Below are 12,786 nucleotides of genomic sequence, written 5' to 3'. Positions count from 1 at the left end.
CTGGCTTACGAGGTCTCCCGGGCTTTTATCCCGCCGTGCATCTGGCCCGATGTCTCCCGGACCAGCGGCAGCTCTCGGACCTGTCGCGCATCTGCGCCGGAACCCTAGCCACCAACTCTGACCATGACTTTGCAAGGACCATGCCAAGCCAAACCGCGCCCAAGATCAACGGATATTGGGCGCGGCGGGCGGTTGGATGATCGTGGGCTGGTGAAATTTCGGGCTATTGCGCTAAAATTGAGCACGCGGTTTGGGCTTGAAATAGGTCTGGGCCGGGCTTGCTGTGAAGCATAGCTATAAGCCACGCTCTTCCGAGAAAGATCCTGCCGAGGTTCTTGCCCTCTCCGGTGATCAGCGGAAGACCCGCTCGAGCGCGTCGCGCTCGGTATGAAGCTCCCAATAGAGCGGGGCTATGGCGTCGGCTGTGGCCTCGGCATCCTGGCCGATGAAGGCGCCGATTGCCACATGACCGACCTGCACGCCTGAGGGCGCTACTTCGGTATGGAGCGCTAAAGACCAGTTGCGCAATGCGCCCATGGCGATGCCTGCGGCGGCAAAGGCCGGATAGCCCATTTCTGGGCGCACGGAAGACGCGCCGGTGGTCACAAGGATCGTACCGCTGTTGCGCGCCAGCATATCTGGCAAGACCTCGGCGACGGCGGCAATTGCGCCAAAGAGCTGGAACTCGAACCATGGCTGCAGGGTATCAGGCGTGACCCGCGATGCCGGCGCCTGCGGCAGGGTGGCGTTGGACGGAGAATATTCGAGGACGTCGATCGCGCCGAAATGCGCCTTAACGGCAGCAAGGCCGGATTTGATCGAGTCCACGTCCGTCACGTCGGCACGGAAGGCTGCAGCGTCGATGCCAAGTGCGGTGAGGTCCGCGACGAGCGACGCAAGCTTGGCGGCATCGCGCGACAATAGCGCAACTTTGTAGCCTTCCTTACCGAACAATTTGCCGATCGCGTGGCCCATGCCCTGGCCGGCGCCGAGAATTGCAATGACTGACATCTGAGGTCCAATCTCTTTTACGAACAAAATGTACGTGACGATATGTTTGATATCGGCCATACCCACAAGAACGCACAGAATGGTGGCTTACGATCACCCATGATCGGATTGGAGACATGATGACGCCAAGCAAGCCCGTGACCCCCGGGATCGATCCGAACCGCGCCGATCATTGCAGGGTCGTTGCCGCAGTGCTTGACCGGATCGGCGATAAGTGGACCATTATGGTGGTGTCGGAGCTGACCGATGGACCTGCGCGGTTTACCGAGATCATGCGCGAGATCGGCGGGATAACGCACCGCATGCTGACCCTGACCTTACGTGGACTTGAGCGCGACGGGCTCGTGACACGCACCGCCTATGCGACGGTGCCGCCAAGGGTCGAGTATGAGCTCACCGAACTTGGGCATACCCTGACCACGACGCTCATACCGCTCGCGCATTGGAGCGAAGCCAATTGGCAAACGATCCGAGCATCGCAGCAACGCCACGATGCCCGGTCGGATTCGGTTCGGGCAGATCAGGCGACCGTTCCGGAATGACAGTTCGCTCTGAGCCCTCTGTCTTGGTCAGAACCCGGTGAGAAGGGCCAGCCGTAAAAACCGGCCCTTCACGACTCTGCCCATCAGGCGCCGATGGTATAAATCTGATCCAGAGCGGCAATCTCTTGAGGCGGCAGGACTAAGTTGGCGGCGGCCAGGTTTTCCTGCAGATGCGCCACGGACGATGTGCCGGGGATCAGCAAGATATTTGGCGAGCGTTGCAGGAGCCAGGCAAGCGCGACCTGCATGGGCGTGGCGCCAAGCCGCTGAGCCACGTCCGACAGGGTGGACGATTGGAGAGGCGCAAATCCGCCAAGGGGGAAGAACGGCACGTAAGCGATACCGACAGCTGCAAGTTCGTCAACCAGAGCATCATCGCCACGATGGGCGAGATTATACTGGTTTTGCACGCAGACGATCTCCGCGATCGAACGACCTTGCTGGACCTGGATTGGCGTCACGCTGCTGAGCCCGATATGCTTGATGAGGCCCCGCTGCTGCAATTGGGCCACGGCGGTCATCGGCGCTTCGATAGAGCCTTCGGTTGGCTCCATGCCGAACATGATGCGCAGGTTGACCACCTCCATCACCTCGAGACCCAGGTTGCGCAGATTATCCTCAACGGCGCGAGTGAGATCAGCAGCCGAAAAGGCTGGCAGCCAAGAGGCGTCATCGCCCCGAACCGCCCCGATCTTGGTGACGATTGTCAGATCATCCCCATACGGGTGGAGGGCCTCGCGGATAATCTGATTGGTGACGTGTGGACCGTAGAAATCGCTGGTGTCGATGTGATTGACTCCGTTGGCGACTGCGCTGCGCAGCACGGCGATCGCCGCTTCACGATCCTTGGGCGGCCCAAAGACGTGAGAGCCTGCTAACTGCATTGCTCCATAACCGAGGCGGTTCACGTCACGGTCGCCGAGGCGATAGGTGCCGGCAGTCTGAATATTGGACATCTCGTTCTCCATTGCTGCAGCCTAATTAGTCATTGGCGATTTTGATGATAAGTAAGCATTATCGGCACACGCTGTGCAGGCAGGCGGACAATGGATCAGGATCTCAACGATCTCAGGGCTTTTGCAACGGTGGCACGGCTCGGCGGTTTCCGCGATGCAGCCCGGGTGTTGGGCAAGAGTGCATCGAGCCTCAGCGATGCCGTGCGTCGGCTCGAACTTGGCCTTGGAACGCGCCTTCTCAACCGCACCACGCGGAGCGTCGTGCCCACCGAAGCGGGGCGTGACCTGCTTGGGCGGCTGGAGCCAGCGCTAGAGGAAATTCGGTTGGCGCTCGATGTGGTCAATGCACATCGGGACAAGCCGATCGGAACGTTGCGGCTCAATGTTCCCACCAGCGCCACCCGCACCGTGTTGCCAGCGATCCTCCCGGCCTTTCTCGCAGCCTATCCCGATATTCGGGTGGAGATTATCGCCGATGAGAACTTCGTCGATATCCTCGACAGCGGCTGCGACGCGGGCATCCGCTATGAGGAGCGACTGGCACAAGATATGATTGCCGTACCTATTGGGCCGCGGGTGCAGCGCTTCGCGCTTGCAGCGTCACCGGATTATCTCGCGCGCCGCGGTACGCCTCAGCATCCGCGCGACTTGCTGGACCATGCCTGCATCCAGGGCCGCTTCCCGAGTGGCGTCGTCTTTTCGTGGGATTTCGAACGTGACGGCGAAGAGGTCCGCATCGTGCCGAACGGTCCGCTAATCGTGCAGGCCGGTGCAGCGACCGAACTGGCCATCGATGTCGCCATTGCCGGCTCGGGCATCATCGCCTTGTTCGAAGACTGGCTACGCCCTCACCTTGCCAACGGCGCCCTCGTTCCGGTGCTCGAACCATGGTGGACCAGCTTTTCCGGTCCGTTTCTCTATTATCCGGGACGCCGCCTCGTCCCCGCACCCTTGCGCGCATTTGTCGATTTTCTTCGGACGCAAAGGTACGATGATTCGTTGGTCGATTTGCGCACTGCAGCCGACCGCCCACCATCCTAACTCCGCTGCTTCCCTCCAGATTTAGCCTTGGGCAACAGGATCATGCCATCTAAGACGACAATCTCGGAGGCTATATCGCCGCTGGAATTGGTTGCTGACCCCTCACTTTTGCAGCGCGTTTCGCTCCGTATGCCGCTTCTGCGCCGCCGAAGCTGCGTTAGTACTGATCGCAGCTTTCGTACGCCTGCCGCGATCAACTCTAAGGTGTCGACCAACACCATGTTGGCGAGATGGCCGCCCTTCATTGCCAATATTGGGCGAGCGTCGTTGGCGTGTGCATGTTGTCGTAGAGATAGCTCCAGAAATCGCTGCGTCGGTCTTTGGGGACCGTTTTCCAAACCTCGTGCACGGCCAAGTCGCCGCCGTAATAGGCATAAACGAAGGGGGCGCGGAGGTTGTGGTTGAGAAAGGCGAGGCGCGAGCGCGCGGTGACCGGGTCCTGCAAGGCCTTGTCGGCCGTGATGGGGACAATCTCATCAAGGCTCATGCCCTCGGCGTGCATCATCCAGGCGGCATTGCAGCGCATCGCGCTGCGCAGTCGCTGCAGGGCAACGCCGAGTTCGTCCTCGGGGCCATCGACCCAATCGAGGAAAAACATGCCATTGTCGGCAATGCCTTCGAAGAGCGCGCTGCTCGCCGAGCTCGTCACCACCTGGGCGCCGTCGAGTGGCATCCTGCCCTCGGCGACGGCCCGCTCACGCAGGTTCATATGGACGAGGTGTCCGGGGAAAACCTCGTGCGTTGCCAGGTGCTTGAGCGAGAAGCGGGTGTAGGGAAAGTCTAGGTTCAGCAGCACTTTTCGCGTTGGATAGTCGCAATAGGCGGAGAAGGGCACGGCGGTGACGCCTTCGGGCTCCATCCATTCGTGTGCGAAGGGATACATGGTGGCGTCGACGCGCTCGCGGCCTTCGAGGATCAAGCCTTTGAGTTCTGCGAGCACCGCCTCCTTGGGCACGCGGGCCTGGGCTTCCCACCGATTGAAATCGTCGGTGAGACTGCCGCCGGCATAGCCAAGTTCGTCTAGTTTTTCGCGGATTGTCTGGCGATAGACATCCAGTTCCGCATCCGAGACCAATTGCGTTTTTACGCGGATTTGCCGGGCAACACGGTCGGCGAAGCTGATCGGCTTTTCTTCGAACGTGGTCACGAGCGCGAGAAGCGAGTCGATCATTTCGGCGACATAGTCGCGGCGAAGCGGCGTTTCGGCCTCGCTGGCATTGCGGATAGCGAGCGCCTCAAGCTTTTCGCGCACTTCGGTGTAGTCGCGCAGCCCTATCGGTTCGACTTCTGCCATGGCCACGGGAATGAGGCCTTCCTTATCGAGGAAGCCATCGCTGCGGGGTGTCTTGCGATAAAGCGCGTCGATGCCGGCTGTCAGGCCCGCAAGTTCATTGCCGATCAGCATGAGAAACGTCCTATTGGTGGCCGGCGACCGGCTTGGGGTGGTAGGGGGCTTCGAGGAGGGCAACGTCTTCGCCGCTGAGTTTCACCTCGAGCGCGGCGACGGCATCATCGAATTGGTGAAGCTTTGAAATGCCGACGATAGGGGCTGTGATGCCGGGGCGTGTCGCGACCCATGCATAAGCAATCTGGGCCGGTGGGCGGCCATGGCGCTCGGCAACGGTCCGGAGGGCTGCAACCACCGCATCATCCTGTTCGCGGGAGCGATCATAGAGCGCGGACGCGGTCTTGTCGGTTTGCGAACGAGTGGTTTCGGTGTCGGTGCGTGCCGCAAGGCGCCCTCGGGCGAGTGGGCTCCAAGGGATAACGCCAATGCCTTCGGACCGGCAGAGCGGCAGCATTTCGCGTTCTTCTTCGCGGTAGATCAGGTTGTAGTGCGGCTGCATCGAGACGAACGGGGCCCAGCCATTGGCACGCTGCAAGCCGAGCGCCTTCATGAATTGCCAGGCATGCATTGAGGAGGCGCCGAGGTAGCGCACCTTGCCCGCGCGCACCACGTCGTTGAGCGCATCCAGCGTTTCCTCGAGCGGGGTGTCGTAGTCGAACCGGTGCAATTGGTAGAGGTCGATATAGTCGGTGCCGAGGCGTTTCAGGCTGCCATCGACCGCCTCGAAGATGTGCTTCCGCGATAGGCCGCGATCATTGGGGTCGCTGCTCATCGGGTTGTAGAGCTTGGTTGCGAGCACGAGCTTTTGGCGCTTTTGCGCGGAGAGGATCTTGCCGACCACCTCTTCGCTTGCGCCCAGCGAATACATATCCGCGAGGTCAAAGAAGTTAATCCCGAGATCGACGGCCTTGTCGATGATCGGTCGCGTGGCGGCTTCGTCGAGAACCCATGGCGCCCAGGTCGGTGAGCCAAAGGTCATGCAGCCGAGTGCCAGTCGCGAGACTTTAAGGCCCGTACGGCCCAGGTTGCTATAATCCATTAGTACACCTTCAGCAGGAAAACATGATCGGTTCGTCTGCGGCGGCTTAACTTACCGCAGATTTTCGCGTGATTTCATCCATTTGTGCACATTCAAACAGCGAAATCAAACGCTGTACAAAAAAATTGCATGCCCACTTGCGATGTAGAGAACGCGCGGTTACGGTCAGTGTATCAACGTGGTAGAACACATGTTTACGTTAGACGCGTCCAGCATCGACAAGTCGCTTCCCGTTCCGGTGGGGACGCAACTGCATGGCCTTTTGAGCTATATGCTTGCGTTCAGCGACATGCCTTATGGCACCAAGCTGCAGTCGGTCAGGCAGTTGGCGAGCGAGATCGGCATCGCGCCGATGACCGTTAGTCAGGTCTATCAGCAGCTGCGCGATGAGGGCCTGATCGAGATGCGGGCGGGACTTGGCGCTTTTACCGCACGCGATCCCCTGGCTGCGGCAGGCTCCGGCCAGCCGATCAATGCGTTGCGCGGTGATATCGAGGCGATCCTGGCCAAGGCCGAGGCGCTCGGCGTGTCTTCGATGGCGCTTGTCTCGATGATCAATGCTGGCGCGCAGATGCGGCGCCCGACCACCGGGCTCAATATCGTTTTTGTCTGTATTTTCGAGGGGCCGGGCCGCGACTATGTCGAGGAAATCCGTCCGACGCTTGCGAGCAACGACCATATCGATCTCGTCACGCTCGACAGCATTCGCGAAGACGGTCCACAGCGCCGCGCCTGTGCCGCTGCCGATATCGTCTTGACCTTCGGGCACAGGGAAGCGGAGGTCCGTGCGCTGGTCGAGGGTGGGGAAGTGCTCGGCCTGCGGTTCATTCCGTCCCAGCGCACGCGGCAGAACCTGGCCGGGCTCGACTCCCGGTCGCGCGTCGCTGCCGTCACCCACTTCAAGGAATATATCGCGATCATGCGTCCAAGCGTGCGTGAGTTTGCCCCGCATATCTCGGATATCCGCGTCACCTGGTCTTCGGCCGATGATCTGGCCGAGGTGATCGCCGGCTCGGATGCGGTGGTCTATGCCTCGGGCGCCGATCATGTGGCCCAACTCGTGCGGCCCGGCGTCCAATGTTTCGAATATCGCCATGCGCCGGATTCCGGCGCGCTCGACACCATTCTGGCCCCGCGGCTCGCCGATCTCAGGCGCGCCAAGGGCGGTCAGCTCGCGGGCCGACTATCCGCTTAATTAGTCAAAGCAAGGGAACAGGGAATGAGAAAACTACTTTTGACGACCAGCGCTCTTGTCGCGCTGAGCATGCTGCCGATGCAGGAGATCGTCGCGCAGGATCAGGACACGCTCATCGTGGGGATGGACGTGGACGCCGGTACGCTCGATCCGCGCCTGATGCGCGACACCACTGCCTCGCGCACCGCTGACCTCATCTATTCCGGCCTCGTCCACATCACCCCGAGCCTCGAGCCGGTGCCGGACCTCGCCGAAAGCTGGGAAACGCCGGATCCGCAGACGTTCATTTTCAAGCTGCGGCCGGACCTCAAATTCTCGGACGGTAGCCCGCTGACGGCCGACGATGTCGTCTTCACGTATACGACGCTGATCGACCCCGATCTCAATGCACCAAGCCGTGCGCTCTACGCGCCGATCTCGGCTGTCGAAGCCGTCGATCCGCAGACGGTCAAGTTTACGCTTTCGGCGCCCTATGCGCCGCTTCTCACCTATCTCGATATCGGCATCATTCCCAAGGCGCTTGTCGAAGGCGGCACTGATATCGCGCTCAATCCGGTCGGTGCGGGGCCGATGAAGCTCGTCTCGTGGAATCGTGGCAGCGAGATCGTGCTAGAAGCCAATGAAAATTACTGGCGCGGTGCACCGACCATCGAAAACGTGACGCTGAAAATTATCGGCGACAATTCGGCCCGCTCGCAGGCTTTCGAAGCCGGCGATCTCGACGTCATTCAGTCTCCGCTCGCCCCTCAGGATATCGAGCGCCTCGCAGCCGACGATCGTTTCGGCAATGTCATCACCGCGGGCCTCGGCGTCAATTACCTCAATTTCAACGTCAAGGATCCGCTGCTCGCAGATCCGAAGATGCGCCAGGCCTTTGCCAAGCTCGTCGATCAGACGACGATCGTTGCGGACATCTATCAGGGAGTCGATCAGGAAGCGCATTCGATCATCCTGCCCTCGTCCTGGGCCTATCTGGACACCATTGCGCAACCGACCTTCGACATGGAAGGGGCCATCGCCCAGTTCAACGAGCTTGGCTGGACCGATAGCAATGGCGACGGCATCCTCGACAAGGACGGTAAGGACCTCGAAGTGGTTCTTTCGACCCACAGCGAAGACACCAACCGCGTGCAGACCGTCGAATTCCTCCAGGCCATGTTCGAGTCGGCTGGGGTTAAGGCAACGGCGCAGATCACCGACTGGCCGTCTTTCTCGACCAACTATGTGCAGCAGGGTAAGCACCAGATCGCGCTGCTCGGCTGGCTCAACATCGTCGATCCCGATCGCCTGATGTTTGCCCAGCTCTCGACCGGCGGGCCGACCAATTGGGGTGGTTACTCCAATCCCGAAGTCGATGCGCTGCTGCAGGAAGGCCGTTCGACCCTCGATCAGGCTGGCCGTGCCGCTGCCTATCAGAAGGCTGCGACGATCTTGGCGGAAGAGCTGCCCTATTACATCATCTCGGCCCAGGGCTATCAGTTGTTCTACGCCAAGGACCTGCCCGTCGAAGTCCAGGCGACACCGCGCGGCAATCTGCGTGGCCTGATCGGCCTCACCGACTGATTGAGACCATCCCGGCCGGCGCTTCTGTGCCGGCCGGCCTCATGCCCATTCCAAGGACATCGCCATGGCCTTCTCCCAGCGCCTCAGCGCCGACTATTACGCCTCCGTCCATCGCGATATCCGTGCGCGGATGGCCGAAGACGGCGTCGATGTGCTGCTGCTCGATTCCAATGACGACGTCATCTATACGACCGGTTTTTCCCACTACACGACCGAACGCCCCGTCGTCTTTGCGCTGACGCAGACCGACGTCTATCTGCTGATCCCCGAACTCGAACGCCACCATGCGCTCGACCAGAAGACCGCGGCGGAGCTCGTCGTTTACTTCGAATTCCCCGGCCGCGATCGTCCCTTCGCCGTCCTTGCCCGCACCCTCGGCGACATCAAGGGGACCGTGGCGCACTCGCCTGGCATCTCGCTGGCCCGCGTGGGCCAGATCGAAAGTTCATTCCCCAATGCCAAGGTGACGGCGTCTGGCATCGTCGGAAAAATGCGCCTGACCAAGCGTCCAGAAGAACTGGTGCTGCAGCGCGAAGCCGCGCGGATCTCCGATTCGATGGTGAGCGCAGGCGTTGCTGTCATCGACGAGGCGCTGCGCAGCGGCAAGACCATGCCGACCGAAATCGAGATCGAGGCCCATATCATTCGCCACGCGCTCGACACGATGTATCGCGAGCACGAGGACATCATGCTCGTCCAGGGCATTGCCGGCGGTCTCGTTTATTCCGGCCTGCGCTCGGCTTTTCCACATGGCATGCCGACCGGGCATCGCCCGCAGCGCGGCGAAAGCATGATCCTCTCGCTCGGTTGCCGGGTTGGCGGGCGCGCTGCTGAAAGCGAGCGCACCTTTATCCTCGGCGAACCCAGCAAAGAGCAGGAACGCATCTACAATCTTGCCCAGGAAGCCCAGGCCATCGGAACGGCCGGGCTCGTTGCCGGCGCCACCTGCGCTTCGGCCGATGATCGGGCGCTCGGTTTTATCCGCGAGCAGGGGGGCGGGCAATATTGCCTCCATCGCGTCGGCCACGGCATGGGTGTGATGTTCCACGAGCCGCCATGGGTGGAAGGCGGCGACGATACTGTGCTCGTGCCCAACATGGTCTGCTCATCCGAACCTGCACTCTATGTCCCCGGCCTTGGCGGTTTCCGCCTCGCCGATACGGTGCTCGTCACCGAAAATGGTCCAGACAGTCTCACCAAATTTCCGCGCAAACTCGACGAGGTGATCCTTGGTTGAGCGCAACTCCGACACACAAGGGCAATGCCGATGCTAGCCTATGTCATCCGCCGGCTGCTGCTGCTGATCCCCATGGCTATCGGCATGGTGGTGGTCACCTTTGGTCTCCTGTTGATCATCCCGGGTGATCCGGCCGCCGTGCTGCTCGGCCAGGACGCGACGCCGGAAGCCATCGCCAACCTGCGCAATACTTTGGGGCTGAATGACCCCTGGTATATCCGCCTTTGGGACTATTTCGCTGCTCTGTTGCAAGGCGATATGGGACGCTCGATCTTCCAGAATCAGCCGGTCGCCGAGATTATCTTTGGGCGCCTCGGCGCGACCATCGAACTTGCCGTCGTGGCGCTGCTTCTCGCCACCCTGATCGGACTGACGCTGGGCGTCCTCGCCGCTATTCGTCAGGGTTCGTGGATCGACACCGTCACCATGCTCTTTGCCCAGCTTGGCGTGTCCATGCCGGTTTATTGGCTCGGTCTGTTGCTCATGCTGCTCTTTGCCGTTCAGCTTGGTTGGCTGCCATCCATCGGTCGTGGCGTGCCACTGCCGGAAGCATTCCTGGCGGCTGTCACCGGACGCCCGCAAGTGCTCTGGGATTCCATCAGCCATATTGCCCTGCCGGCATTGGCGCTGGCGGCGAACTCGGCGGCCATCATCTCGCGTCTCGTGCGCGCCTCGATGCTCGAAGTGCTGCGCGAGGACTTCGTGCGCACCGCCTATGCCAAGGGGCTTCGCAGGGGGCGCGTCGTGATCCGTCATGCCCTGCGCAATGCGCTTCTCCCGGTTCTCAGTGTGATCGGCCTTCGCTTCGGTGCTCTACTTGGCGGGGCAGTTCTCACCGAATCCATCTTTGCCTGGCCGGGCCTCGGACAGCTCACCATTGCCGCGATCTCGCAACGTGACCTGCCGCTGATCCAGGGAATCGTGCTCACCTTCGCCATCGTCTTCGCGCTAGTGAACCTTGTGGTGGATCTTCTTTACGCAGCGGTCGACCCGCGCATTCGGCTCGGGTGATGACCATGCGTTTGCCAAAAGCCTTCACCAATGTCTCGCTCGTCGTCGGCGCATTGATCTCGCTGACCATCATCCTTCTTGCCATCTTCGCGCCCTTTGTCGCGACCCATGGCATAGAGCAGATGGATATGCGCAATCGCTTCGACGGTCCGACGCTCGAGCATATTCTCGGCACCGACAATTTCGGCCGCGACCTCTGGTCTCGTCTGGTTTTCGGCGCCCGCATCTCGCTGACCATCGCCGTCATCGCGGTTGCGGTCTCGGCTGCCATTGGTACGGTCGTTGGGCTGGTTGCGGGGTATTTCGGTGGCTGGGTCGATCAAGTCCTGATGCGGATCACCGACATTTTCCTCGGTTTTCCAGCAATCGTCCTCGCGCTCGCCATCGTTGCGGTGCTTGGCCCAGGCATCACCAATGTGGCGCTTGCCATTATCGTCGTCGCCTGGACCGAATATGCCCGCGTCGTACGCTCGACGACCCTGGTGCTGCGCGAACAGAACTATGTGCAGGCGGCCAAGGCGCTGGGCGCAAGTCCAATGCGCATCATCTTCAGGGAAATCCTGCCCAACGCCCTTGGGCCGATCATCGTCCTCGCTTCGCTTGGCCTCGGCACCGCGATCATTTCGGAATCGGCGCTGAGTTTTCTCGGCTTCGGCCTGCCGCCACCGGCCCCGACCTGGGGGTGGACCCTTGCCTATGGCACCCGCTTCATGCGCGACGCGCCCTGGCTCTCAATCATTTCGGGCGCGACCATCATGGTGACCGTGCTCGGCTTCAATCTCCTCGGCGATGGTCTGCGCGATGTGCTCGACCCGCGCCAGCTCTCTCGCGGCGGCGGCAAATCCGCCAAGGCAAAGTAACTAAAGGAATTCTTTCATGGTCAAGTCCATCAACCAGCTTCGCCCGAAGTTCACGACCCATGCCGATGGCAGCGACGCTGTGCTCTTCATTCACGAACTGGTCGGCGAGGAAGATGGCCCAACCATCGGCATTTCCGCCTCGATCCACGGCAATGAAAACAGCGGCTCCCAAGCCGTTCTCGACCTTTATCGCGCGCTCAAGGACCAGCCGCTCAAGGGCCGCATCTTGCTGCTGCCCGTCGCCAATCCCTATGCCTTCGCCGTCAACGAGCGCTTTGCGACTATCGATAAGGTCGACCTCAACCGCCAGTTTCCCGGCAATCCCAAGGGCACCTATTCCCAGCAGCTCGCCCATGCGCTGACCAATGAGTTCCTCAACGTCATCGACGTGCATATCGATCTCCATTCAGGCACCGATCGTCCGACCGTCGACTATGTCTACATCTGGAACGACGAGCGCCTGTCGCGCGCCTTCGGCTCAAAGCTCCTCTATCGGCCGGTTGAGAACAAGCAGGGCACCGTCTTCGGCGGCACTACCAAGTCGGTGACCATTGACACCCGCAATATCCCGGTGGCGGTGATCGAACTTGGTGGCGGTATCGTCGACCAGACTCCTTACGTGAAGCAGACCGTCGACGGTGTGCTCAACATGCTCAAGACCATCGGCGCCATCCCGGGCGATCCCTGGACCAATCCCAAGCAGATCGTCGTCAATGAACTGGCCGGCATTCGTCCGACCCAGGGCGGTTGGCTCGAGCCGCTGGCCCCGGCCAATGGTGAGGTGATCAAGGGCGGCCAGCTGCTCGGGCGCGTCGTCAGCCCCTACACGTTCGAAGTGCTCGAAGAAATCCCGACCCCATTCGAGAACGGCGTGATGATCATGCAGCACCTGACCCGCAACCTCGTCCATAGCGGCGACTATGGCTTCATGGTCGGCAATCTCGACGGCGCGACCGACTAATATTCCCAACATGTCGGGCACA

At 61.0% G+C, this 12,786-nt stretch carries 12 protein-coding genes and 1 riboswitch; of the genes, 8 read left to right on the top strand and 4 right to left on the bottom strand.

The window, feature by feature from the left end; all coding sequences use genetic code 11:
* Positions 1-12 precede the first annotated feature (12 nt).
* Positions 13-119, bottom strand: a riboswitch (guanidine-I (ykkC/yxkD leader).
* A 232-nt stretch (positions 120-351) separates the two neighbouring features.
* Positions 352-1,011 (bottom strand): SDR family NAD(P)-dependent oxidoreductase, encoded by a 660-nt coding sequence (locus tag ASE94_RS06090; protein ID WP_062629987.1) that lies wholly within the window; start codon positions 1,009-1,011, stop codon positions 352-354.
* A gap of 116 nt (positions 1,012-1,127) precedes the next feature.
* Between ASE94_RS06090 and ASE94_RS06085 the strand changes: the two genes are divergently transcribed.
* Positions 1,128-1,553, top strand: coding sequence for a helix-turn-helix domain-containing protein (locus tag ASE94_RS06085; RefSeq protein ID WP_156351928.1), 426 nt, complete (start codon positions 1,128-1,130; stop codon positions 1,551-1,553).
* Positions 1,554-1,636: 83 nt separating this feature from the next.
* Here the strand turns inward: ASE94_RS06085 and ASE94_RS06080 are convergent, their stop codons facing one another.
* Entirely contained in the window at positions 1,637-2,509 is an 873-nt protein-coding gene (locus ASE94_RS06080) for an aldo/keto reductase family oxidoreductase (protein ID WP_062629985.1), read from the bottom strand.
* A 90-nt stretch (positions 2,510-2,599) separates the two neighbouring features.
* Between ASE94_RS06080 and ASE94_RS06075 the strand changes: the two genes are divergently transcribed.
* A complete protein-coding gene (locus ASE94_RS06075; protein ID WP_062629647.1) occupies positions 2,600-3,550 on the top strand; it encodes a LysR family transcriptional regulator in 951 nt (316 codons plus the stop codon).
* A 241-nt stretch (positions 3,551-3,791) separates the two neighbouring features.
* Here ASE94_RS06075 and ASE94_RS06065 read toward each other — a convergent pair whose 3' ends face one another.
* Both ASE94_RS06065 and ASE94_RS06060 read right to left on the bottom strand, forming a co-directional pair.
* Positions 3,792-4,955 carry a hypothetical protein gene (locus ASE94_RS06065; RefSeq protein WP_062629645.1) on the bottom strand — a complete coding sequence of 388 codons (1,164 nt, stop codon included), beginning with the start codon at positions 4,953-4,955 and terminating at the stop codon, positions 3,792-3,794.
* A gap of 10 nt (positions 4,956-4,965) precedes the next feature.
* Positions 4,966-5,937: an aldo/keto reductase gene (locus ASE94_RS06060; RefSeq protein WP_062629644.1), complete on the bottom strand. Its 972-nt coding sequence runs from the start codon at positions 5,935-5,937 to the stop codon at positions 4,966-4,968.
* 190 nt (positions 5,938-6,127) lie between these two features.
* Here ASE94_RS06060 and ASE94_RS06055 point away from each other — a divergent pair, with 190 nt between their 5' ends.
* From ASE94_RS06055 to ASE94_RS06030, 6 genes are all read left to right on the top strand, one after another.
* Entirely contained in the window at positions 6,128-7,132 is a 1,005-nt protein-coding gene (locus tag ASE94_RS06055) for a GntR family transcriptional regulator (protein ID WP_062629643.1), read from the top strand.
* Positions 7,133-7,156: 24 nt separating this feature from the next.
* Positions 7,157-8,695: an ABC transporter substrate-binding protein gene (locus ASE94_RS06050; RefSeq protein WP_062629642.1), complete on the top strand. Its 1,539-nt coding sequence runs from the start codon at positions 7,157-7,159 to the stop codon at positions 8,693-8,695.
* Between the two features lie 64 nt (positions 8,696-8,759).
* Complete coding sequence (locus tag ASE94_RS06045; RefSeq protein ID WP_062629641.1) at positions 8,760-9,932, top strand: Xaa-Pro peptidase family protein; 1,173 nt, start codon at positions 8,760-8,762, stop codon at positions 9,930-9,932.
* A 30-nt stretch (positions 9,933-9,962) separates the two neighbouring features.
* Positions 9,963-10,943: an ABC transporter permease gene (locus tag ASE94_RS06040; RefSeq protein WP_061911953.1), complete on the top strand. Its 981-nt coding sequence runs from the start codon at positions 9,963-9,965 to the stop codon at positions 10,941-10,943.
* Between the two features lie 5 nt (positions 10,944-10,948).
* Positions 10,949-11,803, top strand: coding sequence for an ABC transporter permease (locus ASE94_RS06035; RefSeq protein WP_062629984.1), 855 nt, complete (start codon positions 10,949-10,951; stop codon positions 11,801-11,803).
* A 16-nt stretch (positions 11,804-11,819) separates the two neighbouring features.
* On the top strand, positions 11,820-12,764 hold the full coding sequence (locus ASE94_RS06030) for a succinylglutamate desuccinylase/aspartoacylase family protein (RefSeq protein WP_062629640.1): 945 nt from the start codon (positions 11,820-11,822) through the stop codon (positions 12,762-12,764).
* Positions 12,765-12,786 lie beyond the last annotated feature (22 nt).

This window comes from Devosia sp. Leaf64, assembly GCF_001421945.1.
Taxonomy (GTDB): Bacteria; Pseudomonadota; Alphaproteobacteria; order Rhizobiales; family Devosiaceae; genus Devosia.
Note: the sequence above shows the minus strand (reverse complement) of the source record. Positions and strands in the feature narration are given on the sequence as shown.

Bases quoted from the DNA above. Each gene is read 5' to 3' on its own strand.
- ASE94_RS06090 (WP_062629987.1), bottom strand. From the start codon at position 1,011: ATGTCAGTCATTGCAATTCTCGGCGCCGGCCAGGGCATGGGCCACGCG.
- ASE94_RS06085 (WP_156351928.1), top strand. From the start codon at position 1,128: ATGATGACGCCAAGCAAGCCCGTGACCCCCGGGATCGATCCGAACCGC.
- ASE94_RS06080 (WP_062629985.1), bottom strand. From the start codon at position 2,509: ATGTCCAATATTCAGACTGCCGGCACCTATCGCCTCGGCGACCGTGAC.
- ASE94_RS06075 (WP_062629647.1), top strand. From the start codon at position 2,600: ATGGATCAGGATCTCAACGATCTCAGGGCTTTTGCAACGGTGGCACGG.
- ASE94_RS06065 (WP_062629645.1), bottom strand. From the start codon at position 4,955: ATGCTGATCGGCAATGAACTTGCGGGCCTGACAGCCGGCATCGACGCG.
- ASE94_RS06060 (WP_062629644.1), bottom strand. From the start codon at position 5,937: ATGGATTATAGCAACCTGGGCCGTACGGGCCTTAAAGTCTCGCGACTG.
- ASE94_RS06055 (WP_062629643.1), top strand. From the start codon at position 6,128: ATGTTTACGTTAGACGCGTCCAGCATCGACAAGTCGCTTCCCGTTCCG.
- ASE94_RS06050 (WP_062629642.1), top strand. From the start codon at position 7,157: ATGAGAAAACTACTTTTGACGACCAGCGCTCTTGTCGCGCTGAGCATG.
- ASE94_RS06045 (WP_062629641.1), top strand. From the start codon at position 8,760: ATGGCCTTCTCCCAGCGCCTCAGCGCCGACTATTACGCCTCCGTCCAT.
- ASE94_RS06040 (WP_061911953.1), top strand. From the start codon at position 9,963: ATGCTAGCCTATGTCATCCGCCGGCTGCTGCTGCTGATCCCCATGGCT.
- ASE94_RS06035 (WP_062629984.1), top strand. From the start codon at position 10,949: ATGCGTTTGCCAAAAGCCTTCACCAATGTCTCGCTCGTCGTCGGCGCA.
- ASE94_RS06030 (WP_062629640.1), top strand. From the start codon at position 11,820: ATGGTCAAGTCCATCAACCAGCTTCGCCCGAAGTTCACGACCCATGCC.